This window comes from Azohydromonas australica DSM 1124, assembly GCF_000430725.1.
Taxonomy (GTDB): Bacteria; Pseudomonadota; Gammaproteobacteria; order Burkholderiales; family Burkholderiaceae_C; genus Azohydromonas; species Azohydromonas australica.
Genome location: NZ_KE387204.1, coordinates 56,023 through 78,256 on the forward strand (window position 1 = coordinate 56,023; position 22,234 = coordinate 78,256).

A 22,234-nucleotide genomic window follows, 5' to 3' on the forward strand; every position below is an offset into this window, starting at 1 on the left:
GCCGCACCCTGAACGGCGAGACCGTCGCCGAGGCCGAGGAGCCCGAAGCCGTGCTCGACGCGCAGGAAGCGCACATGCCCGCGGCGGCCCGCTGACCGCGGCTTTGCGCCTATGCTGCGCGCCGCCGTGGCCAGCCTTTGGGGCCGGTCGCGCGGCGCGCAATGCTTTGGAATGACGTGAAACCCCGCACCCTGCTCGCCTGGAGCACCGCCGGCCTGGCGCTGGTGGCGGCCGCGGCCTTCACCGGCCACCGCCTGGCCTGGCGCAGCGGCCTGGCCTCGCTGCAGCAGCAGGCCCAGCACCGGCTGGAGCTGGTGACCACCGGGCTCGACGCGCAGCTCGCGCGCTTCGACTACCTGCCCTCGCTGCTGGAGACCACGCCGCAGGTGCTGCAGCTGCTGCGCACGCCCGGGGACGAGGGGCTGCGCCGCGACGTGAACGCCACGCTGCGCGGCATCAACGCCACCGCCGGCGCCGACATGCTCTACGTGATCGGCCGCGACGGCCTGGTGCTGGCCGCGGGCGACGCCGGGCAGCCCGGCTCGCCGCTGGGGCTCGACCTCTCCTTCCGGCCCTACGTGCGCGACGCGCTGGCGCGGCAGCGCGGGCGCTTCTTCGGCGTGGGTGTCTCCAGCGGCAAGCCGGGCTACTACCTGTCCTTCGCGCTGGCGCCCAAGCCCGGCTTCGAGGCGCCGCAGCAGCCGCCGCTGGGCGTGGCGACGGTGAAGGTCAGCCTGGAGGCCACCGAGCAGGCCTGGCGCAAGCTGCCCGGGCAGGTGCTGGCGCTGGACGAGCACGGCGTGGTGATCCTGGGCACGCGCGACGACTGGAAGTACCGCCCGCTGCAGCCCCTGCCCGCCCCCGTGCGGCAGGAGGCCGCGCGCACGCGCTCCTACGGCGGCGCGCCGCTGCAGCCGCTGGACTGGCGGGTGCGCGAGACGCTGCCTGATACGGGCGGACAGCTGCTGGCGCTGCAGGGCGGGCGCTACCTGGCTACGGAGCGGCTGCTGCAGCGCACGCCCTGGCGGCTGGTGGTGCTGGACGACCTGGCGCCGCTGCAGGCCGAGGCGCGGCGCATGGCGCTCACCGGCGCACTGGCCGGGCTGCTGCTGCCGCTGCTGGCCTTCGCCTGGATGCAGCGCCGGCGCGTGCTGGTGCAGCAGCGCGCCAGCCGCGTGGCGCTGCAGATGGCCTACGACAGCCTGGAAGCGCGCGTGGTGGAGCGCACCGCCGAGCTGCGCGCGGCGCAGAACGAGCTGGTCCATGCCGGGAAGATGGCGCTGCTGGGCCGCATGTCGGCCGGCATGGTGCACGAGCTGAACCAGCCGCTGGCGGCCATGCGCACGCTGGCCGACAACGCCTGCGTGCTGCTGCAGCACGGCCGCACCAAGGACGTGGAAGGCAACCTGCAGCGCATCGCCCGGCTGGTGGACCGCCTGGGCGCGCTGACGCAGCGCCTGAAGACCTTCGCCCACAAGTCGCAGCTGCCCGCCGCGCCGGTGGCGCTGCAGCCGGTGGTGGGCAACGCGCAGTTCCTGCTGTCGCGCCGGCTGCGCGAGGCGGGGGTGGAGTTCGCGGTGGACATCGACCCGCCCGGGCTGAAGGTGCTGGCCGACGAGGCGCGCACGGAGCAGGTGCTGGTGAACCTGATGGCCAATGCCGTGGACGCCATGGAGAGCCGCGCCGCGGACCCCGGCGACCCGCTGCCGCCGCGGCAGCTGAGCGTGCGCGCCCGGGCGGACGGGGCGAACGCGCGCATCGAGGTGGAGGACAGCGGGCCGGGCATCAGCGGGGACATCCTGCCGCGCCTGTTCGAGCCCTTCGTCACCAGCAAGCCCGCCGGCCAGGGCCTGGGGCTGGGCCTGATGATCTCGGCCCACATCGCGCGCGAATCGGGCGGGACGCTGCAGGCCGAGAACCGGGCCGAGGGCGGCGCGCGCTTCATCTTCACCTTGCCGCTGGCGCGGGCCGAAGCCGCCGCTGCGGCATCCTCCCCGCCTGACCTTCCCGTTTCCGACCACCACGCCACATGACCGCTGCCGACGCCCTGAACCCCGCCGACTCCACCCCCATCCGCGTCCTGCTGGTCGAGGACGACGAGGACGTGCGGCTGGGCAGCGCGCAGGCGCTGATGCTGGCGGGCTTCGACGTGATCGAGTGCGGCAGCGTCGAGGAGGCGCGGCCGCACGCGACGGCCGGCGCGCCGCTGGTGGTGCTGTGCGACGTGCGGCTGCCGGGCCTGAGCGGGCTGCAGTGGCTGCCGGAGCTGCAGGCGGCGGATGCGCAGCTGCCGGTGATCCTGGTCACGGGCCACGGCGACATCGCCATGGCCGTGGACGCCATGCGCCAGGGCGCGTGGGACTTCATCGCCAAGCCCTGCAGCGCCGACACCCTGGTGGCGGCCGTGCGCCGCGCCGCCGACAAGCGCCGGCTGAGCCTGCAGGTGGAGCAGCTGCGCGCGCAGCTCGAAGGCCGCCGCGGCGTGGAGGCCACGCTGCTGGGCGGCTCGCTGCTGATGGAGCGCGTGCGCGCCAAGGTCGCGGCGCTGGCCGCCACCTCCGCCGACGTGGTGATCTACGGCGAGACCGGCACCGGCAAGGAGCTCATCGCCCGCTGCCTGCACGAGCAGGGGCCGCGCCGCAACGCCAACTTCGTGGCGCTGAACTGCGGCGGCCTGCCCGAGAACCTGGCCGAGACGGAGCTGTTCGGCCACGAGGCCGGCGCCTTCACCGGCGCGAGCAAGGTGCGCATCGGCAAGCTGGAGCACGCCAAGGGCGGCACGCTGTTCCTGGACGAGATCGAGAGCATGCCCATGGGGCTGCAGGTGAAGCTGCTGCGGGCGCTGCAGGAGCGCAGCATCGAGCGGCTGGGCTCCAACGTGCCACGGCCCATCGACTGCAGGGTGGTGGCCGCGGCCAAGGAGGACCTGCAGCGCGCCAGCGAGCGGGGCACCTTCCGGGCCGACCTGTACTACCGCATCGGCGTGGCCTTCATCGAGCTGCCGCCGCTGCGCGCTCGGCGCGAGGACATCCCGCTGCTGTTCGAGCATTTCACGCTGCAGGCCGCCAGCCGCTACCACCAGAGCGCGCCGATGGTGACGCCGGCGCAGCTGGCGGCGCTGATGGCGCATCCCTGGCCCGGCAACGTGCGCGAGCTGCGCAACGTGGCCGACCGCTTCGTGCTGGGCCTGCTGGACGACAGCCTGCTGCCCGGCGGCGGCGTGGCCCCGTCCGCCGCGGCGATGGCGCCGCCCCCGGGCGTGCCCGCGGCGGCGGGGGCCGAGCCGGCCGCGACGCGCACGCTGCCGGAGCAGGTGGAGGACTTCGAGCGCGCCGTCATCACCCAGGCATTGCGCCGGCACGGCGGCGAGATCAGCGCCGCCGCGCGCACGCTGGGCGTGCCCAAGCAGACGCTGCACGACAAGCTCAAGCGGCTGAACCTGTCGGCGGCGGCGTTCAAGGCCGAGGGCTGATTTCCTTCCGGGCCGCGCTCGGCGGTCCGCCCGGCCGCGCGCCTGATGCGCGTGGCCCACAGCCCATGCCGGGCTGGCAGCATTTCCTGCCCCTTTCGGCCCCGTTCATCCGCAGGGCCCCGCGGCCTCGGGCACGGCCTCCTCCCGGGTTGATTTCCGCGGCTGCGCCGCCTAATTCATCACCCCAGAGAGGGATGGCGCCCTCTTACGGCGGCAGTTGAGGCCGCCTTGCACCGCCCTCGCTTGCCGCGCACCGGTCGCCGCATCAATCGTTTGCTCCGGGGGTTGTCCGCGACTGCGGGGATGCCGAACCTCCCTTCCTCCGCTGTACGACGCCCCTGGCGCCGCCCATGACCTCACCACGGCCGCCTGTCAATCGCTCCAAGTACCGATTCCCTGCCTGCCGTTCGCCGCTTCGGCCGTTTCACCGCTTGAGGAGCCAGCGCCCATGAGTCCTGCCGTGCTGAAACGCTGCGCCGCAGCCGCCCTGCTGATGTTGTCCGGCGCCGCCGCGCTGGCCGCCGCGCCGCGGGAGGACGCCGAATCGCGCATGCGCATGGCACTGCTGCTGCGCGCCGATGCCGAGCGCTACGAGAAGGGCGACGGCGTGCCGCGCGACGACGCCTTCGCTGCGGCGATGTACTGCCGCGCCGCGCGCGCGGGCGATGCGGAGTCGCAGTTCCGCCTGGGCTGGATCTACGCCTACGGCCGCGGCGTGCCGCGCAACGACGCCTGGGCCGCGCACATGTTCCAGCTCGCCGCGGACAAAGGCATTCCGCAGGGCGCGGAGATGCTCAAGCGCATGCTCAGCGGCGTCGCGCCGGAGCAGCCCGACTGCATGCTGCCGCCGGCGCCGCCGCCGGCCGTCATCACCATGATCAACGGCAACGCGCGCCCGGGCCTGGTGACGGACCCGGCGCAGCGCACGCGGCTGTTCGATACCGCGCCGAAGAAGATGGTGGAGCTGGTGAAGAAGCTCGCGCCGCAGTACCGCATCCAGCCCGAGTTGGCGCTGGCGATCATGCAGGCCGAGTCCAACTTCAACCCGGCCGCCGTCTCGCCCAAGAACGCGCAGGGGCTGATGCAGCTCATCCCCGCCACGGCCGAGCGCTTCAACGTGCGCGACCCGTTCGACCCGGTGCAGAACGTGCGCGGCGGCCTGGCCTACCTGCGCTGGTTGCTGGCGTACTTCGAGGGTGATCTGAAGCTCGTGGCCGCCGCCTACAACGCCGGCGAGGGCACGGTGGACCGCCACCTGGGCGTGCCGCCCTACGAGGAGACGCGCGGCTACGTGGACCGGGTGCTCTCGACAGCAGGCCTGACGAACCATCCCTTCGACGCCAGCGTGACGCGCCCGTCGCCGCGGCTGGAACTCATCCGCAAGCCGCGGGTGGAGACGGTGAGCCAGCGGCGGGGGCGGTAGGCCGCCGGCGGCTTGCGCCCTTGGCCGCCGGGGTCGGCGCCCTCCCCGGCACGCCGTCGGCACTCCTCACGGATTGCCGCCCACCTTCTGCTCCTCCACCTGAAACACCTCCGGCGTGTTCGGCCCCACGCGCACCTTGATCCACTGCATCCTGGGCGCGCCCCAGGTCTGCACGCGCGTGAGGTTGGGCAGCGGCGGCTCGGTGGAGCCTTCGCGCATCCAGGGCCGGTCCACCAGGAACACGTGGTCGTCGCCCTGCAGCAGCAGCACCGGGCGGCCGAAGGCCGCGGCGCGCTCGCGCAGCTTGTCCAGCACCGGCTGGAAGCCCAGGCGCTCCAGCGTGCCCGGCGCGGCCTCGAAGCGCGGATTGGCGTGCCACGCCAGCACCACGCCCGCCGCGCGGATGCGCGTGGCCTCGTCGAACACCCGGTCCAGCCACGCCAGGTTGGCCGCCTGCCGCGACTCGACCTCGGCGCCGCGCAGCGCGTTGGTGCCCTTGACGCCGTCGCTGGGGTCCAACGCCATCCACGACACCAGGCCGTTGCGGCTGCCCACCACGTGCAGCGTGGCCACCACCACGCCCTCGCGCTCGAACATCACGTTCTCGACGAAGGCCGCGTGCGCCGGCTGCTCGCGCGCCTGCGAGCGCACGGACATCGGCCGCTGGCCCAGAGTGCGCCCCGGCTCCGGATAGGCCAGGCGCCGCAGCAGCGCCAGCCGGTCGGTGGGCACGTAGCTGCCGTTGCTGGGGCGGTGGCAGTCGGTCCACTCGTTGTCGCCGGGGGTGTAGACCAGCGGCGGCGCCACCCGCCGCAGCTGCTGCAGCCGCCCGCGCAGCAGGTTCTCGTCGCAGCGCTCGCCGCCGCCCTTGATGTCGCCCACGTGCAGCACGAAGGCCAGGTCCCGGTCGGCGTTGAGATCGTCGATGAGCGTGTCCACGGGCTTCACCTCGCGCGGGCTGTAGGGCATGTCGCCCATGAGCGCGAAGCTGAAGCTGCCGCGCTGCGGCGCGCGCTCGCGCACCGTTGCGGCATCGGGCTGGGCACAGCCGCCCAGCAGCGCCGCCACCAGCGCCAGCCCGGCCAGCAGGCGCCGCGGTACGGCACGCGGAGCGGCGGTCGAAACTGAAGGATGGTGACGGTGCATGCAGGACTCCCAGGAAATCAGCCGCGTATGCTGCCAGCGCCGGCGACGGCGACCTTCGCGGAAGCGGCGGCGGCGCCCGCCTTCACGCTGCCGGGCGCCCGGCAGCCGCTCTCACGGATTGCCCTTCACCCGCCGCGGCACGACGTCAAACACCTGCTGCGCGCCCGGCGCCACGCGCACCTTGACCCAGTGCACGTGGGGACTGCCGTAGCTCTGCACGCGGGTCACGTTGGGCAGCCGCGGCTCGGCCGCACCCTCGCGGTTCCAGGGCTGGTCCATGTGAAAGCCGTGGTAGTCGCCATGCAGCAGCAGCACCGGGCGCCCGAAGGCGGCGGCGCGCGTGCGCAGCCGCTCCACCACCGCGTCGAAACCCTGACGCTTCGGGATGCCCGCCTGCATCTCGATGCGGAGGTTGGCGTGCATGGCAACCACCACCGCCGCGGCGCCGCGGCGCTGAGCCTCGCCGAACAGGCGGTCCAGCCACGCCAGGTTGGCCGCCTGCCGCGTCTCGAACTCGGTGCCGCGCTGGGCGTTGGTGCCGCTGACGTTGTCGCGGTAGTCGACGCCCACCCACGGCAGCAGGTCGTTGCGGCTGCCCACCACGTGCAGCGTGGCGAAGAGCACGCGCTGGCGCTCGAACATCACGTTCTCGACGAAGGCGGCGTGCGCCGGGTCCTCCAGCGCCTGCGAGCGCACCGCCATGGGCTGCCGGCCCAGGCTGCGCCCGGGCTCGGCGAAGAACAGCCGCCGCAGCAGTGCCAGGCGCTCGGTGGGCACGTAGCCGCCGTTGAGCGGGCGGTGGCAGTCGGTCCACTCGTTGTCGCCTGGGGTGTAGACCAGCGGCGCGCGCACCTGCTGCATCTGCCGCAGCCGCTCGCGCAGCAGGCCGTCGTCGCAGCGCTCCGCGCCGCTCTTGATGTCGCCCACGTGCAGCACGAAGGCCAGCTCGGCATCGGCATTCAGGGCCCGGATCAGCGCGTCCACCTGCGGCACTTCGCGCGTGCCGTAGGGCACGTCGCCGATGAGCGCGAAGGCGAAGCCGCCCGGTGCTGACGGCGCCGGCGCGGCGCCAGCGCCCACCCAGCCGCCGCCCAGCGCCGCGGCGGCCCCCAGCCCGGCGAGCAGGCGCCGCCGCGCCGTACGCGGGACATCGGAGGCTGGGTGGGCGGGGCGGTCGTGAACCATGCGGTAGGCGCGGGCTGTGAATCGGGCCGCGTATGCTGCCAGCGCCGGCGACGGCGACCTTCCCAGTCCCAGGAGAAGCGCATGCGACACAGGGAAACGACCTTCCGCCCCGCCGACAAGGTGGTGACCGCCGAGGAGGCGGTGCAACTCATCCCCGACGGCGCCACGGTGGCCACGGGCGGCTTCGTGGGCATCGGCTTCGCCGAGAACCTGGCGGTGGCGCTGGAACAGCGCTTCACGAGCACCGGCACGCCGCGGGACCTGACGCTGGTCTACGCCGCCGGACAGGGCGACGGCGCCAAGCGCGGGCTGAACCACCTGGCGCACGAAGGGCTGCTCAAGCGCGTCATCGGCGGGCACTGGGGCCTGGTGCCGGGGCTGCAGCGGCTGGCGGTGGAGAACCGCATCGAGGCCTGGAACCTGCCGCAGGGCGTGATCTCGCAGCTCTTCCGCGACATCGCTGCCGGCAAGCCGGGACAGCTCTCGCGTGTGGGCCTGGGCACCTTCGTGGACCCGCGCCACGGCGGCGGGCGCGTCAACAGCCGCAGCACCGAGGAACTGGTGCGGCTGATCGACCTCGATGGCGAGGAGGTGCTGCTCTACAAGACCTTCCCCATCGGCGTGGCGCTGCTGCGCGGCACCACGGCCGACCTGGACGGCAACGTCACCATGGAACGCGAGGCGCTGACGCTGGAGGTGCTGTCCATCGCCATGGCCGCGCGCAACAGCGGCGGGCTGGTGATCGTGCAGGTCGAGCGCCTGGCCGAGCGCGGCTCGCTGCACCCGCGGCAGGTGAAGATTCCCGGCGTGATGGTCGATTGCGTGGTGGTGGCCGAGCAGCCCGAGCTGCACATGCAGACCTTTGCAGAGCCCTACAACCCGGCCTATGCCGGCGAGGTGCGGCTGCCGGCGCAGCGCGTGGCGCCGCACGCGGACACCGGCAGCGCGCCGCTGGACGCGCGGCGCATCATCGCCCGCCGCGCCGCGCTGGAGCTGCGGCCCGGGGCGGTGGTGAACTTAGGGATAGGCATGCCTGAAGGCGTGGCGGCGGTGGCGGCGCAGGAGCGGGTGATCGACCTCATCACGCTCACGGCCGAGCCCGGCGTGGTGGGCGGCATCCCGGCGGCGGGCCTGAGCTTCGGCGCGGCGGTGAACCCGCACGCGGTGATCGACCAGCCCTACCAGTTCGACTTCTACGACGGTGGCGGGCTGGACATCGCCTTCCTGGGCCTGGCGCAGGCCGATGCGCAGGGCAACCTCAACGTCAGCCGCTTCGGCACGCGGCTGGCGGGCGCAGGGGGCTTCATCAACATCAGCCAGAACGCGCGCAAGGTGGTGTTCGTGGGCAGCTTCTGCGCCGGCGACGGCTCGGTGGCGAAGTTCGTGCAGGAGGTGGAGCAGCGCACCTACGCCGGGCGCGAAGCCCTGCGCCGCGGGCAGGAGGCGCTGTACGTGACCGAGCGCTGCGTGTTCCGGCTGCACGAGCGCGGGCTGCAGCTGGTGGAGATCGCGCCGGGGGTGGACCTGGAGCGCGACATCCTGGCGCGCATGGCCTTCGTGCCCGTCATCGAGGCGGCGCCGCGGCAGATGGAGGCGTGCATCTTCGCGCCGGGTCCGATGAAGCTGCGCGAGCGGCTGCTGGCGCGCCCGCTGGCCGAGCGGCTGCACCTGGACGCGGACAGCGGCACCTTCTTCGTGAACTTCGAGCGCCTGGCGGTGCACAGCAGCGAGGACATCGAGGCGGTGGAGCGGGCGATCACGCAGCGCCTGGAGCCGCTCGCGCGCAAGCTGTGCGCGGTGGTGAACTACGACCATTTCCAGATCGACGCCGCGCTGGAGGACGACTGGGCAGCGATGGTGCAGCGCACGGCCGGGCGCTTCTACTCGAAGGTCACGCGCTACGGCAGCGCCGGCTTCGTGCGCGCACGGCTGGCACCGGCGCTGGCGGCGCGGGGGGTGGATCCGCAGGTGTATGCGACCGCCGAGGAGGCGCGGGAGCAGCTGAAGGGCTGAGGCGGGCGCGCCGCTTCAGGCTTGCGGCTTCAGCGGCCGCTGCCCCAGCGCCAGCACCGCCCCCAGCGCCAGCGCCGCGGCGGAGCAGATGAAGCCGCGCGGCAGACCGCCGGGGCCGTCGGCGAGCCAGCCCACCAGCGTCGGGCCGGCGATCTGCCCGGCGGCGAAGACGATGGTGAAGGCCGCGATGCCCGCGGGCCACAGCGCCGGCGGCAGGTTGCGCCGCACCAGCGCCGTGGTCGAGGCCACCACCGACAGGAACACCGCGCCGAACACCGCGCCCGACACGAACACCGGCAGCGGATGGGCGCTGAGCACCGGCAGCAGCGTCGCCAGCGCCAGCAGCCCGTTGAGCAGCGCCAGCGCCCCGCCTGCGCGGGCGCGCTGCAGCAGCCCGGCCCAGAGCCACGACGAGGCCACCACGCCCGCGCCCAGCAGCACGTAGAAGCCGGTGCGCCAGCCCGACGAGAGGCCCTGCTCGCGCAGCAGCGCGATGATGAAGCTCATGTAGCCGATGTAGCCCAGGCCGAACATCAGGTAGCCGGCCAGCGCGAAGGCCAGCGGTCCCCAGTGCAGCCGCTCGCGCGCCCCGGCGGCGGCGCTCGCACCGGGCGCGGCACGCAGGCGGCGCGTGGTCGCCGCGGTGGAGAGCGTCGCCGCCAGGGCCGCCGCGCCCAGGGCCAGCCAGGCCCAGGGCCAGTCCGGCGGCGTGGCCACTGCCAGCGGCACCAGCAGCGCGGAGGCGACGATGCCCAGCCCCGTGCCGCCGTAGTACAGCCCCAGCAGCAGCCCCGCGTGCCCGGACTGCGCCGCCAGCCGGGCCGCCATCAACCCGCCGGAGACGAAGCTCGCCGCGCTGGCCACGCCGGTGAGCAGCCGCAGCGCGGCCAGCAGCGCGTCGTGCCGCACTGCGCCGTGCAGCGCCAGCAGCAGCGCCGCCGCGAAGCCGCCCCCCAGCAGCAGCCCGCGGGCGTCGTGCCGGGCCAGCGCGCGCGGCGCCAGCAGCGCGCCCAGCAGGTAGCCGGCAGCGTTGGCGGTGTTCATCGCGCCGCCGGTGAACCAGTTCCAGTGCAGGTCCGCCGCCATGGGCGGCAGCAGCAGCGCATAGGAAAAGCGCGCCAGGCCCAGCGACACGGCGGCGGACAGGGCCAGGCCGAGGGCGGGCGCGAGGGAGGCGGCGAGCGGGTCGGCGCCGGGAGCGGCAGCGGCGGCTTGGGAAGGCGGCAGGGGGCGGCTCATGAGGGGCATTGTGGGCGGCCCTCTACTTCGCCATTCCCGCGCAGGCGCATTGCCGCTGTCCAAGAAAAGACGAAACGTTTCCGCAGGACGAAGTACGGGGGCGGCCTCTCTACTCCGTCATTCCCGCGCAGGCGGGAATCCAGGCGGCCCCACGTCAGCGCGGAGCCTGGATGCCGCGAACCAGCATCCAAGCCCCGACATTCGTCCCGATCTGCTGGCGGCGACTTGGGGACCGCCTGGACTCCCGCCTCCGCGGGAGTGACGAATCAAGGGGCGAAACGTCTCGACCAGCAGGATGCGACAGAGCTTTGAGTCCCCCGAACAGCACGCTGCAAGCTCACTTCAGTCTTCCCTTTCACGACACCCCGCCCCGCCTTTCCGCCTGTTCCAGCTCCAGGATCGCCACCACGTCCTTGAACTGCTCGCGGTTGCGCTCGTTGAGGTTCATCAGCGCCTGGTGCGCCTCCAGCACCGTGCTGGCCAGGGTTTCATCGTTGGCCTCGTCCGCGTCGCCTTCCGCGACGGTGAAGCCTTCGAGCACGACGGGCTTGCCGTCCGGGCCGACCAGGTTGAACTCCTCGTCGAAGCCCATGCTCATCAGCACCTCGCTGATGTCGGGCCGGCCGGTGACGAGGGTGGCGCGCGGGGCGCCCACCTGGCGCAGCCGGTTGTTGAGCCGCGCCAGCAGCCCCAGGTGCGTGCTGTCGATGGCTTCCGTCTCGCTCAGGTCGATCACGAAGCCCGCCGGCGCCGGGTCCTCCTCGAACAGCTTGCGCAGCCAGGCGTCCAGCGCGGGCGCCAGCGGGTAGCGCACCTCGCCCAGCAGGCGCAGCACGTGGATGCCGCCGCTGCGGGCGTGAAGGATCCGTCCTCCGGCTTCAGGCATGGTGATCGATCTCCAGCAGGGCGATGTCGTCGATGCGCTCCACGGGCTCCTGCAGCCCTAGGCGCTGCATGAAGTCCTCCAGGCGCTGTGCCGCATCGCCCACCTGCGGCAGCAGCGCCTCGGCGCGGCGCGTGTCCTGCGCCGGCAGCAGCTCCAGCACCCCGTCGGAGGCCAGCAGCAGCCGGCACCCCGGCGGCAGCCGCACGCACTCCTCCGCGTAGCGCGCGCTCTCGAACAGGCCGATCGGCCGCCCCCGGTGTGCCAGGAACCGAGCCGACTGCCCGTCGTGCAGGATCGGATACGGGAAGTGCCCCGCGTTGCTCCAGCACAGCGAGTGCTCGCGCCGGTCGATGACGCCGTAGAGCATGGTGGCGTGCTTGTCCAGTTCCTCGGCGCAGAAGTCGCGGTTGAGCTGCGACAGCGCGAGCGCCGGGTGCAGGATGGTCGGGTCGCGCTCGCGCGCATGGGCGCGCAGGTAGCGCCCCACCAGCGTCTTGAGGATCACCGCCACGAAGGCCGAGGCCGCGCCGTGGCCGGCCACGTCGGCGAGGTAGAAGCCGATGCGGTGCTCGTCCAGCGGGAAGTAGTCGATGAAGTCGCCCGAGAGGTAGGCCGAGGGCAGCAGCCGCCGCGTGAAGCGGTACTCGCCGAAGGCCAGCCCGTCCGGCGGCAGCAGCCGCTGCTGCAGCGAGCGCGCGGCCTCCTCGTCGTCCTGCAGCTGCCGCACGGTGTGCGCGAGCTGGCGGTTGATGGCCTCCAGCTGCGACTGGTAGTCGCGGTTCTGGCGGATGAGGCGGGCGCGCTCCAGCGCATGCGTGATGGCGGTGTCGAGCACGCCGAAGTCGGCGATGGGCTTGGTGATGTAGTCCCAGGCGCCGCACTTGAGCGCCTGCACCGCGTCGCCCACCTGCGCCGCGCCGGAGATCACCAGCACCGGCGTGTCGGGCGCGCGCGCGTGCAGCGCCGCCACCACTTCCAGCCCGTCCATGTCGGGCAGGCCTAGGTCGCACAGCACCAGCTCGGGCTGCTCGCGATCGAAGGTTTCCAGCCCGCTGCGGCCGTCGGCGGCCTGGATCACCTCGTGGTCGCAGTCCTCCAGGTACGCCGCCAGGCTGCGGCGGATGCCGCTGTCGTCGTCGATGCTCAGGATGCGGGTCATGTGCGGCAGCAAGGCAAACGCCGGGCCTCGGAGCGCCGCGGCCGCGCGCTCACTGCGCCCCGGCCAGCCGCCGCACCGTGGCCGCCAGCGGCGTCATGTCGCGCAGCGGCTTGTGCAGCAGCGGGATCTCGCCCAGCGCCCCCAGCTCGTCGGGCAGCTCGTACTCGGCCGAGCCGGTGTGCATGGCGAAGCGCAGCCCGGGACAGCGCTCGGCCAGCCGCGCCACGGTGGTGGCGCCGTCGATGCCGGGCAGGCGCACGTCCATGATGCAGACGTCGTAGCAGCGGCCCGTGCCCACGTGCTCCAGCGCCTCCTCGCCCGAGGTCACGACCGTGACCTCCATGCCGTCGTCCTCCAGGAAGGCCTGCACGCACAGCGCGATCACGGGCTCGTCGTCCACCACCAGCACCCGCAGCACGGCGTCGCCGCTCATGGCCGCAGCCCTCCCTGGCGCAGCGGCAGCCGGATCGTGAAGCAGCTGCCCTCGCCCGGCGTGGACTCCAGCGCCAGGCTGCCCTTGTGGTGGTCGGTGATGATGAAGTAGGACACCGACAGCCCCAGCCCCGTGCCGATGCCCACCGGCTTGGTCGTGTAGAAGGGCTCGAAGATGCGCCGCTGCGCCGCGGTCTCGATGCCCGGGCCGTTGTCCTCGATGTCGATGCGCACCGCGTCGTCCTCGCGCGCCGTGCGCAGCGTCAGCCGCGAGGGGCGCCGGCCGCCCTCGGCCATGGCCTGCGCCGCGTTCTTCACCAGGTTCAGCAGCACCTGCTCGATCTCCGTGCGCGCGCAGGGGACCGCGGGCAGCTCGGGGTCATAGTGGCGCACCACCTCGATCTGCTTGAAGTCGTACTGCTTCTTGAGGTCGTAGTCGCTGGCGGCCAGGCGCACCACGGCGTCGAGCATCTGGTCCACGCGCTCGGGCGCGAAGTTCGATTCGGCGCGGCGACTGAAGGCCAGCATGTCGGCCACGATGCGCCCGGCGCGCTCGCCGGCCTCCTGGATCGCCTCGACGAAGCTGTCCAGCCCGCGCGCGCCCAGGTAGCGCTGCAGCGCGTCCAGGTCCAGCCCCACCTCCTCGGCGATGCGGCGGTTGGCCGGCAGCTCCACGCCCAGGCGGCGGCGCAGGTTCTGGCAGCTCTGCAGGATCACGCCCAGCGGGTTGTTGATCTCGTGCGCCATGCCCGCGGCCAGGCCGCCCACGGACATCATCTTCTCGGTCTGCACCATCATCTGTTCCATGCGCACGCGCTCGCTGACGTCGTCCACGCGGATCACGGCGCCCACCGCGCCGTTGGCGGTGAGCGGGTAGGTCATCACGTCCACGAAGCGCGTCTCGCCCTCGTGCACCACGGGCTGGCGCTCCGCGCGCACCGGCGCGCGCTCGGCGATGGCGCGGCGCACGTTGTGCATCTGCTGCGCATACTGCGGCAGCAGCTCGGCGAAGCGCCGCCCCAGCGCCTGCGCCGCGGCCATGCCGGTGACGCGCTCGGCCGAGGCGTTCCACTCCGTGACGCGGCCCTCGCCGTCCACGCTCACCAGCATCGACGGCATGGAGTCGATGATGTTCTTGAGGTAGGCACGCATGCGCTGCAGCTCGTGCTCGCTGCGGCGATGGCTGGTGAGGTCGTGCATGGCGCCGACCATGCGCAGCGCCCGTCCCGAGGCGTCGCGGATGACGTAGCCGTGGTCGTCGATGTAGGCCCAGCTGTCGTCGGCGCGCAGGAAGCGGTATTCCTCGTGCCAGCCGGTGCCGCCGCCCTCGACCACGGCATGCATGCCCATCACGACGCGCTCGCGCTCCTCGGGATGGATGTGCGCGGCCCACCAGTCCAGCGAGGGCTCGACGGCCTCGGCCGGGTAGCCGAACAGCGCCGTGACGGCGTCGTTCCAGCGCAGCGTGCCGGCGGCAAGGTCCCAGTCCCACACCGCGTCCACCGTGGCGCGCGCGACGATGCGGAAGCGCTCGTCGCTCTCCGAGGCCGAGGCCTCGGCGCGCGCGAGCTCGTCGGTGCGCCAGCCCAGCTCCAGCTGCGCCGCCGCCAGCTGCCCCAGCGTGCGCAGCGCGCGGCGCTGGGCGTCGCTGAGCAGGCGCGGACGGTGGTCGGCCACGCACAGCAGGCCCGAGAGCTCGCCGTGCAGCGGCAGCCGCACCGCGGCGCAGAAGCGCACCCGCAGGTCGCCGCAGGCGAAGGCCTTGCCGCCCAGGCGCGGATCGGTCTTCACGTCCGCGACCACCAGCAGCTCCTGCTGCTGCGCCAGGGCGCGGAAGGGGGCGGTCAGCGGACAGTCGCCCCCGCTGTCCAGCCCGGCACGCCCTACGAGGCGCGGGCCCTGCCCGTCGGTCAGGCTGACAGTGGCGATCGGCGCCGCGCACACCAGCGCGGCCACGGCGGCCAGCTCGTCCAGCACGGCGGCGGACGCGGTTTCGGAAGGGGGATGGTCCGGCGCACGCAGGGCGCTGGCAGGTTGGGAGTGGGGCAGCACGCTCATCGGAATGCGGGGATTGTTCCCCCGCCCCCGCTGCCCCGCTAAACCGGGCGCGGAATGCAACCGGTGCCAGTCCGGTTACAGCCTGTCAGCGGCGCCCGGGGTGCCTGGAGGCTTCCCGGCGGCCGGCAGGCCCGGCTCAGGCCGCGGCCCGGGCGCTGTCGAAGGCGTTGATGAGGTCCACCTTGGGCTGCGAGCGCCCGCCGTCGAAGCTGGCGCGCAGCCAGGTGTCGACGATGGCCTTGGCCAGCTCGGGGCCGACCACACGCGCGCCGATGGTGATGATCTGCGCGTCGTTGCTGCGGCTGGCGCGCTCGGCGGAATAGGTGTCGTGGCACTGCGCGGCGCGGATGCCGGGCACCTTGTTGGCGCAGATGGCCATGCCGATGCCGGTGCCACACAACAGCAGCGCGCGCGGGAAGTCGCCCGCGGCCACGCGCTGCGCGACCTCGAAGGCCATGTCCGGGTACAGCACGGGCTCGTTGTCGTGGGTGCCGAAGTCCGTCACCTCGTGGCCCTGGGCCAGCAGGTGCGCCTTGAGCGCGTTCTTCAGGTTGCAGGCCGCTTCGTCGCAGCCGATGGCGAGTTTCATGGTCGTGTCTCCGAAAAAGCTTCAGTTCGCCAGCTGTTCCTGCAGCGAGCGCCCCATCGCCTGCAGCAGCAGACAGCAGGAGGTGGCGCCGGCGTCGAGCACGCCGATGGAGCGCGCACCCAGCCGCGCGCTGCGGCCGATGCGCGCCTGCAGCGCGCGCGTGGATTCCTTGCCCGCCTCGGCCGCGTCGCTCATCGCCTGCAGGCAGGCGCCGAACGCCGCACCGCCGGCCAGCGCCTCGCGGTACGCGGCCAGCGCCGGCGCCAGCGTGTCGATGAGCGTCTTGTCGCCCACCTGCGCGTTGCCCAGCGCCTGCACGCGCGCCACGGCCGCGGCCAGCGCGTCGCCGAAGAGGGCCGCGTCCAGCCGCTCGTGCGGCACCAGCGTCTCGGCCAGGCCGAGGAAGAAGTGGCCGTACAGCGGCCCCATGGAGCCGCCGATGTCGTCCATCAGCGCTTGCGACAGCTGCACCAGCGCCAGCGGCAGCCGGCGTGCATCGGGCCCCATCGCGTCCAGCCGCGTGGCGCAGCCCGCGAAACCCTTGCTCATGTTGATGCCGTGGTCGCCGTCCCCGATGAGGCCGTCGATCTCCGACAGGTAGCCGCGGTTCGCGTGGATGGTGGCGATCAGCGCGCGCACCACCCCGCCGGCCTGGTCCAGCGGCACGGAAGCGCCCACCACCGCGCGCGCGGCCACCGGCAGCGCGCTGGCGGCCTGCCGGGCGGGCCTTGCGCCCTGCCCCGCCGCCACGGCCTCGCGCGCCGCGTACTCGACCGGCGCCGCCGCCGCGCCCGCCACCGTGAGCCCCACCGCGCTGCAGGGCGCCTGCAGGCACTGCAGCAGCTCGTCGTCCACCTTCATGAGCGTGAGCGTCACGCCCATCATCTCCAGCGAGGTGAAGAGGTTGCCCACCTTGTTGAAGACGACGTCGATGCCGCGCGCGGCCAGCCGCTTGGCCACCTCGCCGTAGAGGATGTACTGCTCCATCAGCGGCGTCGCGCCCAGCCCGGAGAGCAGCACCGCGACGCGGTCGCCGTCCTGGAACGGCAGGTCCGGCAGCACCACGTCCAGCATCAGCGCCGCCATCTCGGCGGCCGTGACGGTCTGGCGCACGTCGATGCCGGGCTCGCCGTGGTGGCCGATGCCCACCTCCATCGTCCCATGCTCGATGTGGAAATTGGCCTTGCCCACCGCCGGGATCACGCAGGCCGACAGGCCGATGCCGATGCTGCGGGTGTTGGCGATGGCGCGCTGCGCCACGGCGATGACCTCGTCCAGCGAGCCGCCCAGCGCCGCCTTGGCCGCGCCCACCTTCCACATCAGGATCTCGCCGGCCACGCCGCGGCGCTTGGCCTCGTCGCCCTTGGCGGCGGAAGGCACGTCGTCGTTGGCGACCACGGTCTTGACGGTGATGCCCTCGGCCGCCGCCATCTCGCGCGCCATGCGCACGTTCATGTTGTCGCCGGCGTAGTTGCCGTAGAGGCAGGCCACGCCCGCGCCGCCGTCGGCCGCGCGCATGGCGTCGAGGAAGCTCTTGGCGGTCGGGGACGAGAAGATCTCGCCCACCGCCACGGCGTCCAGCAGCCCGTCGCCCACGTAGCCCAGGAAGGCCGGCTCGTGGCCCGATCCGCCGCCGGTGACCACGCCCACCTTGCCGCGCTGCGGCGCCGCGGCGCGCTTGACCACGCGCGGATTGGCGGTGGCGGCCACCTCGCCGGCATGCGCCAGCAGCCAGCCCTGGAGCATGTCCTCGACCACGAGGTCGGGGTTGTTGATGACGCGGTTCATCACGCGGCCTCCTCGGCGGTCTGCAGTTGTTCGTCGACGAAGCGCAGCGCGGTGGCGAGCACGCGCTCGATGTCGGCCAGCGGCACCGGGTAGGCGCCGCGGCTGGGCTTGGCATCGGGCCCGCGGTGCAGGCGCAGCGGGATCTCGATGCTCAGGTCCAGCGCCGTGGCCGCGATGCCCTGCAGGATGCGGCCGCAACCGACCTGGCCCTCGCCCAGCGGGGTGAAGAAGTAGCCGTCGGCGTTGGCGCGCACGTCCTTCACGTGCGTGTGCAGGCACTGCGGCATGGCGGCCAGCGCGTCGGCCACCGTGTCCACGCCGGGGCGGTGCGAGATGGTGTTGCCGGCGTCGTAGTTCAGGCCCACGCGCGGCGAGCCGATGCGCCGCAGCAGCGCCGGGCCGTCGGCCGCGACGTTGAGCAGGTTGTCCGAGCCGTCGCCGGGGTTCTCCAGGCCGATCCACATGTCGAGCGCTTCCGCATGCCGCACCAGCGGCTCGATGTTGGCGAAGAAGCGCTTCTCGTTGGCCAGGGCCGCGGCGTTGGTGTTGATCACGCGGGCGCCGATGCGCCGCGCGAAGTCCATGCGGCCCTTGAACACCTCCACCGCGTCGGCGCGGCCGAGGTCGATGTGCGAGGAGAAGGCGTGGCAGCGGATGCCGTGCTCCTTCAGCCACGCCGCGTACTGCGCGGCCTGCGCCGGGGTGAAGGCGCTCTCGTCGAAGGGCTCGGTGTAGCCCACGATGAAGGCCGGCTCCACGTGCGTGGCGCCGAGGGCGGCCAGGCTCTCCAGCACGCGCGGGAAGGCGTGCCCATCGTAGGGCGCGGCCGAGATGGAGACGATGCGCTCGGCACCGTCCTTCTTGGGAAGGTGGTTCATGGCGGTGGAGTTCTCTTCAGCGCAGGGTGAGCGCGGGCACGTAGGCGAAGCCCAGCAGCAGCAGGATGGCGATGCCGTAGAAGGGGATGAGCTCCTTGACCACGTCGCCGATGCGCACCTTGGCGATCGAGCTGGTGATGAAGAGCGTGGTGCCGATCGGCGGGTGGTACAGGCCGATGGAGAGGTTGACGATCATCATGATGCCCAGCTGCACCGTGTCCATGCCCACGGCCTGCGCCAGCGGCACGAACATGGGCGTGAGCAGCAGCACGGCCGCGGGCAGGTCGATGAACATGCCGGTGGCCAGCATGATCAGGTTCATCGCCAGGATGATCAGCCAAGGCGACTGCAGCGTTTCCTTGGCGAACTGCGTGAAGGCCGCGGGCAGCTGCTCGTAGGTCACGATCCAGCCCACCACGCTGGAGGCCATGATGATCAGCAGCACCACGCCGGTGGAGATGCCCGCCTCGATCGCGGCGTGCTTGAGCTTCTTGAGGTCCAGGTCGCGGTAGACCAGGCCCGAGACCACCAGCGCGTAGAGCGTGGACATCACGCTGACCTCGGTGGGCGTGGCGATGCCGAAGCGCAGGAAGATGATGATCAGCACCGGCATGGCCAGCGCCGGGCCGGCGTGGGCGAGCTGCTTGAGGAAGGTGCCCCAGTTGAAGGGCGTGGTGTCGCGCGGGAAGCCGCGGCGGCGGCCCTGGACGTAGCACACGGCCATGAAGCCGCCGCACATCAGCAGGCCCGGCAGGATGCCCGCGACGAACAGCGCACCGATCGATGCGCCCGAAACCAGCGCGTACACGATCATGGGGATCGAGGGCGGGATCAGGATGTCGATGGTCGCGGCCGCGGCGAGCGTGCCGGCGGCAAACGGCGCGGGGTAGCCCAGGCGCTTGAGCCAGGGGATGAGCATGGAGCCGATGGCCGAGGCGTCGGCCACGGCCGAGCCCGAGACCCCGCCGAAGATGGTGCTGGAGAGCACGCCGACCTGGGCCGGGCCGCCGTGCACGCGGCCGATCATCATGGACAGCAGGTTGACCAGGCTCTGGCCCAGGCGGCCGCTGACCATGAGCGCGCCGGTCATCATGAAGAACGGGATGGCGATGAGCGGGAAGCTCTGCGTCTGGGCAATCATCTGCTCGATGGCCAGGTGCACGGGCACCTTGTCGAGGATGAACAGGCCGCCCACGGCCGAGAGCACCAGCGCGTGCGCGATGGGGATGGACGCCAGCGCCGTGGCGATGAACAGGACGATGATGAGGGCGGTCATGTCAGGCTCCGTGGACGAGGGCTTCGGCCTCGGACTGCGGGTCATGCGGCTGGCCGCGCTCGGCCCAGATCTCGGGCAGCTTGCACAGCGTCACCACGGCCAGCAGCGCGAAGCCCAGCAGCAGGCACCACACGCTCACCGAGCCGGGCACCTGCAGGATGGGTGTCTTCTCGTCGGCGGCGATCTCCGCCAGCGGCCAGGCCATGGCGGCCAGCGCGGTGTAGAGGGCGGCCACGGTGAGCGAGCCCAGCGTCAGCACCCAGCGCCGCGCGGCGGGGGCGAGCTTCTGCGTCACCAGCACCACGGCGATGTGCGAGCCGTGCTGCGCGGCCAGGACGACGCCGGCCATGATCATCCAGGGGAACATCAGCTCGGGCAGCTCCGAGGCCCAGGCGATGCTGGTGCCCATGGCATAGCGCAGCGCCACGTTGGCGCTCAGGATCACGAACACCACGCTCAGCGTGAGGTACAGGACGCCGCGGCAGGCAGCGCCGATGCCGCGGTCTATGAAGTGAAGAATTGACATCACGGTCTCTCAAGGTCGGTTACCGATAGCCGAGCCGTTCGCCTACTGCTTCGTCATTCCCGCGCAGGCGGGAATCCAGGCGGTCCCACACCAGTACGTAGAGGTCATGCAGGCACGCCACTGGTTAGGTGTCGGTACGCCGACCCGTGAGCCTCGGGCTGACTTGGGGGCCGCCTGGATTCCCGCCTTCGCGGAAATGACGAATCGGGGTGTGCGGCGTGCCGGTTTCTGGCTGACAGGCTTCGCTTACTGCGCCTGCACCTGCTGGATCACGCGCTTGAAGAACTCGCCGTTGGGGCCCGCGGTCCACTTGTCGTAGACCGTCCGGGTGGCGTCCACGAAGGCCTTGCGGTCGACCGTTTCGATCTGCACGCCCTTGCCCTTGAGCTCGGCCACGAGCTTCTCGTCGGCCTCCTTGGAGAGCTTGCGCTGCAGCTTCGTGGCCTCGGCCGCGGCGTCCTTGAACACCTGTTGGTCGGCGGCGCTGAGCTTGTCCCACGAGCGCTTGCCCATCAGGAAGGGGTTGCACTCGTACTTGTGGCCCGTGAGCGTGAGGTACTTCTGCACCTCGTAGAGCTTGGCCGAGGCGATGTTGGTCAGCGGGTTCTCCTGCCCGTCCACCACGCCCTGCTGCAGCGCCACGTAAAGCTCGGCGAACTTGATCTGTTGCGTGTCCGCGCCCAGCGCCTGCATGATGTCCACGGTCATGCCGTCGGGCGGGGTGCGGATCTTCAGGCCCTTCATGTCCGCGGGCGCCTTGACTGGCCGCTTGTTGTTGCTGACGTGGCGAATGCCGTTGTCCCAGTAACCAAGCACCACCATGCTCTTGGCCGCGGTGCGCTTGGCCAGCTCCTCCCCGATCGGGCCGTCCAGCGTGGCCCAGGCCTTCTGGATGTCGGAGAACAGGAAGGGCAGGCCCAGCGCCGCGTACTCCGGCACCACCGTGGAGAGGGCGCCCTGGCTGTTGGCCGACAGGTCCAGCGTGCCCGAGCGCAGCGCAGTGACCATGGCAGCATCGTCGCCGAGCTGTGCGGAGTGGGCGACCTGGATCTCGATGCGGCCGTTGGTCTTGGCCTTGACGATCTCGGCGAACTTCACCGCCGCCTCGTGGCGCGGGTTGCCCGGCGCGGCGCCGTGGCCGAGGGTGAGCTTGACGTTCTGGGCCAGGGCGGGGAAAGCCAGCGTGGCGGCCAGCGCGAAGCTGGCGGCAGAGAAGGTCCTGCGCTTCATGGGGTGTCTCCTGAGGGCCGTCTGAGCGGCGCTTGTCTTTGGTGAGTGCGGTCGGGGCGCGAGGCCCCGTGGTGTCCCGGACGCGGGATCAGTGGATGAGCATGCCGCCGTTGACGTCCAGCGTGATGCCGGTGCAGTACGCGGAGAGCTCGCTGGCGAGAAAGACGCACGCGCCGGCGATGTCCTTGGGGTGGCCCAGGCGGCCCAGCGGGATGCCCTCGGCGATCTCGGCCTTGCGGGTGTCGTCGAGCTTGCCCTTGAGGATGTCGGTGCCGATCAGGCCCGGGGTGATGCAGTTGACGCGGATGCCCGCGCCGGCCAGTTCCCGCGCCATGGCGCGCGCCAGGCCCAGCACGCCGGCCTTGGCCGCCGAGTAGTGCGGGCCGCCCAGGATGCCGCCGCCGCGCTGCGCGGAGACGGAAGAGATGCAGATGATCGAGCCGCCGCGCTGGCACTCCATGGCCGGGATCACGGCCTGCGACGCCAGCAACGTGCCGCGCAGGCTCACGTCCAGTACGCGGTCGTAGTCCTCGCCCGTGATGTCCACGGTCTTGCGCGGCTGCGTGACGCCGGCGTTGTTCACCAGGATGTCGATGCGGCCGAAGGCCTCCAGCGCCTGCGCCACGGCACGGTCCACCTGCGCCTTGTCGGTGACGCTGGCCACGACGCCCAAATGCCCGTCACCGAGCTGCGCCGCGGCGGCGGCCGGGTTGGCGGACTCCAGGTCCATGATGACCACGTGGGCGCCCTGTTCGGCCATCAGCCGCGCGGTGGCGAAGCCCAGGCCGTTGAGGCCGGCACCGCCGGTGATGAGGGCAACCTTGTTCTTCAGCAGCATGCGTGTCTCCGAAAGGTGGGGTGGGGTCTGCGATGGGCGCCATTGTGGAAACCGCCTTGCTTGAGCACAAACGATATGATTTCAAGGATGGTTGAT

18 protein-coding genes are annotated in these 22,234 nt (G+C 72.2%); 4 read left to right on the top strand and 14 right to left on the bottom strand.

Annotated elements, in window-relative coordinates; genetic code table 11:
• Positions 1 to 176 precede the first annotated feature (176 nt).
• From H537_RS44750 to H537_RS44755, 3 genes are all read left to right on the top strand, one after another.
• Positions 177 to 2,033, top strand: a complete 1,857-nt coding sequence (locus H537_RS44750) for a sensor histidine kinase (RefSeq protein ID WP_238446761.1) — start codon at positions 177 to 179, stop codon at positions 2,031 to 2,033.
• The gene (locus tag H537_RS0122130; RefSeq protein WP_051243094.1) at positions 2,030 to 3,472 is read left to right on the top strand and encodes a sigma-54-dependent transcriptional regulator; all 1,443 of its coding nucleotides are present in this window, start codon (positions 2,030 to 2,032) and stop codon (positions 3,470 to 3,472) included. Before H537_RS44750 ends, H537_RS0122130 begins: the two co-directional genes overlap by 4 nt.
• 448 nt (positions 3,473 to 3,920) lie before the next feature.
• Positions 3,921 to 4,895, top strand: a complete 975-nt coding sequence (locus tag H537_RS44755) for a transglycosylase SLT domain-containing protein (RefSeq protein ID WP_051243095.1) — start codon at positions 3,921 to 3,923, stop codon at positions 4,893 to 4,895.
• Positions 4,896 to 4,961: 66 nt separating this feature from the next.
• On the opposite strand, the gene H537_RS44760 is transcribed toward H537_RS44755, so the two are convergent.
• Positions 4,962 to 6,041, bottom strand: coding sequence for a hypothetical protein (locus H537_RS44760; protein ID WP_051243096.1), 1,080 nt, complete (start codon positions 6,039 to 6,041; stop codon positions 4,962 to 4,964).
• A 111-nt stretch (positions 6,042 to 6,152) separates the two neighbouring features.
• The gene (locus H537_RS0122145) at positions 6,153 to 7,226 is read right to left on the bottom strand and encodes a hypothetical protein (RefSeq protein WP_051243097.1); all 1,074 of its coding nucleotides are present in this window, start codon (positions 7,224 to 7,226) and stop codon (positions 6,153 to 6,155) included.
• A gap of 81 nt (positions 7,227 to 7,307) precedes the next feature.
• On the opposite strand from H537_RS0122145, the gene H537_RS0122150 reads away from it, so the two are divergent.
• On the top strand, positions 7,308 to 9,239 hold the full coding sequence (locus tag H537_RS0122150) for an acyl CoA:acetate/3-ketoacid CoA transferase (protein WP_028999590.1): 1,932 nt from the start codon (positions 7,308 to 7,310) through the stop codon (positions 9,237 to 9,239).
• Positions 9,240 to 9,254: 15 nt separating this feature from the next.
• Here the strand turns inward: H537_RS0122150 and H537_RS0122155 are convergent, their stop codons facing one another.
• The 12 genes from H537_RS0122155 to H537_RS0122210 form a co-directional block, all read right to left on the bottom strand.
• The gene (locus tag H537_RS0122155; protein WP_084150874.1) at positions 9,255 to 10,478 is read right to left on the bottom strand and encodes a YbfB/YjiJ family MFS transporter; all 1,224 of its coding nucleotides are present in this window, start codon (positions 10,476 to 10,478) and stop codon (positions 9,255 to 9,257) included.
• A gap of 355 nt (positions 10,479 to 10,833) precedes the next feature.
• Complete coding sequence (locus tag H537_RS0122160; protein ID WP_043459623.1) at positions 10,834 to 11,364, bottom strand: STAS domain-containing protein; 531 nt, start codon at positions 11,362 to 11,364, stop codon at positions 10,834 to 10,836.
• Entirely contained in the window at positions 11,357 to 12,523 is a 1,167-nt protein-coding gene (locus H537_RS0122165; RefSeq protein WP_043459625.1) for a SpoIIE family protein phosphatase, read from the bottom strand. The genes H537_RS0122160 and H537_RS0122165 overlap by 8 nt, the downstream gene beginning before the upstream one ends.
• A 49-nt stretch (positions 12,524 to 12,572) precedes the next feature.
• Positions 12,573 to 12,956, bottom strand: coding sequence for a response regulator (locus H537_RS0122170; RefSeq protein WP_028999594.1), 384 nt, complete (start codon positions 12,954 to 12,956; stop codon positions 12,573 to 12,575).
• A complete protein-coding gene (locus H537_RS44765) occupies positions 12,953 to 15,013 on the bottom strand; it encodes a PAS domain S-box protein (protein WP_051243098.1) in 2,061 nt (686 codons plus the stop codon). Before H537_RS44765 ends, H537_RS0122170 begins: the two co-directional genes overlap by 4 nt.
• A gap of 136 nt (positions 15,014 to 15,149) precedes the next feature.
• On the bottom strand, positions 15,150 to 15,602 hold the full coding sequence (rpiB, locus tag H537_RS0122180; protein WP_028999595.1) for a ribose 5-phosphate isomerase B: 453 nt from the start codon (positions 15,600 to 15,602) through the stop codon (positions 15,150 to 15,152).
• 21 nt (positions 15,603 to 15,623) lie between these two features.
• Positions 15,624 to 17,390, bottom strand: a complete 1,767-nt coding sequence (gene dhaL, locus H537_RS0122185; protein ID WP_028999596.1) for a dihydroxyacetone kinase subunit DhaL — start codon at positions 17,388 to 17,390, stop codon at positions 15,624 to 15,626.
• Positions 17,390 to 18,268 carry a sugar phosphate isomerase/epimerase family protein gene (locus H537_RS0122190; protein ID WP_028999597.1) on the bottom strand — a complete coding sequence of 293 codons (879 nt, stop codon included), beginning with the start codon at positions 18,266 to 18,268 and terminating at the stop codon, positions 17,390 to 17,392. Before H537_RS0122190 ends, dhaL begins: the two co-directional genes overlap by 1 nt.
• A gap of 16 nt (positions 18,269 to 18,284) precedes the next feature.
• A complete protein-coding gene (locus H537_RS0122195) occupies positions 18,285 to 19,544 on the bottom strand; it encodes a TRAP transporter large permease (protein WP_028999598.1) in 1,260 nt (419 codons plus the stop codon).
• 1 nt (position 19,545) lies between these two features.
• Entirely contained in the window at positions 19,546 to 20,070 is a 525-nt protein-coding gene (locus H537_RS0122200) for a TRAP transporter small permease (RefSeq protein WP_043459627.1), read from the bottom strand.
• Positions 20,071 to 20,316: 246 nt separating this feature from the next.
• Entirely contained in the window at positions 20,317 to 21,300 is a 984-nt protein-coding gene (locus H537_RS0122205; protein WP_028999600.1) for a TRAP transporter substrate-binding protein, read from the bottom strand.
• Positions 21,301 to 21,388: 88 nt separating this feature from the next.
• A complete protein-coding gene (locus H537_RS0122210; protein WP_028999601.1) occupies positions 21,389 to 22,138 on the bottom strand; it encodes an SDR family NAD(P)-dependent oxidoreductase in 750 nt (249 codons plus the stop codon).
• Positions 22,139 to 22,234: the final 96 nt, after the last annotated feature.

What these genes read in the sequence shown, in the direction of transcription:
- H537_RS0122130 (WP_051243094.1), top strand. Translation starts at nt 2,030, where the DNA reads ATGACCGCTGCCGACGCCCTGAACCCCGCCGACTCCACCCCCATCCGC.
- H537_RS44755 (WP_051243095.1), top strand. Translation starts at nt 3,921, where the DNA reads ATGAGTCCTGCCGTGCTGAAACGCTGCGCCGCAGCCGCCCTGCTGATG.
- H537_RS44760 (WP_051243096.1), bottom strand. Translation starts at nt 6,041, where the DNA reads ATGCACCGTCACCATCCTTCAGTTTCGACCGCCGCTCCGCGTGCCGTA.
- H537_RS0122145 (WP_051243097.1), bottom strand. Translation starts at nt 7,226, where the DNA reads ATGGTTCACGACCGCCCCGCCCACCCAGCCTCCGATGTCCCGCGTACG.
- H537_RS0122150 (WP_028999590.1), top strand. Translation starts at nt 7,308, where the DNA reads ATGCGACACAGGGAAACGACCTTCCGCCCCGCCGACAAGGTGGTGACC.
- H537_RS0122155 (WP_084150874.1), bottom strand. Translation starts at nt 10,478, where the DNA reads ATGAGCCGCCCCCTGCCGCCTTCCCAAGCCGCCGCTGCCGCTCCCGGC.
- H537_RS0122160 (WP_043459623.1), bottom strand. Translation starts at nt 11,364, where the DNA reads ATGCCTGAAGCCGGAGGACGGATCCTTCACGCCCGCAGCGGCGGCATC.
- H537_RS0122165 (WP_043459625.1), bottom strand. Translation starts at nt 12,523, where the DNA reads ATGACCCGCATCCTGAGCATCGACGACGACAGCGGCATCCGCCGCAGC.
- H537_RS0122170 (WP_028999594.1), bottom strand. Translation starts at nt 12,956, where the DNA reads ATGAGCGGCGACGCCGTGCTGCGGGTGCTGGTGGTGGACGACGAGCCC.
- H537_RS44765 (WP_051243098.1), bottom strand. Translation starts at nt 15,013, where the DNA reads ATGAGCGTGCTGCCCCACTCCCAACCTGCCAGCGCCCTGCGTGCGCCG.
- rpiB (WP_028999595.1), bottom strand. Translation starts at nt 15,602, where the DNA reads ATGAAACTCGCCATCGGCTGCGACGAAGCGGCCTGCAACCTGAAGAAC.
- dhaL (WP_028999596.1), bottom strand. Translation starts at nt 17,390, where the DNA reads ATGAACCGCGTCATCAACAACCCCGACCTCGTGGTCGAGGACATGCTC.
- H537_RS0122190 (WP_028999597.1), bottom strand. Translation starts at nt 18,268, where the DNA reads ATGAACCACCTTCCCAAGAAGGACGGTGCCGAGCGCATCGTCTCCATC.
- H537_RS0122195 (WP_028999598.1), bottom strand. Translation starts at nt 19,544, where the DNA reads ATGACCGCCCTCATCATCGTCCTGTTCATCGCCACGGCGCTGGCGTCC.
- H537_RS0122200 (WP_043459627.1), bottom strand. Translation starts at nt 20,070, where the DNA reads ATGTCAATTCTTCACTTCATAGACCGCGGCATCGGCGCTGCCTGCCGC.
- H537_RS0122205 (WP_028999600.1), bottom strand. Translation starts at nt 21,300, where the DNA reads ATGAAGCGCAGGACCTTCTCTGCCGCCAGCTTCGCGCTGGCCGCCACG.
- H537_RS0122210 (WP_028999601.1), bottom strand. Translation starts at nt 22,138, where the DNA reads ATGCTGCTGAAGAACAAGGTTGCCCTCATCACCGGCGGTGCCGGCCTC.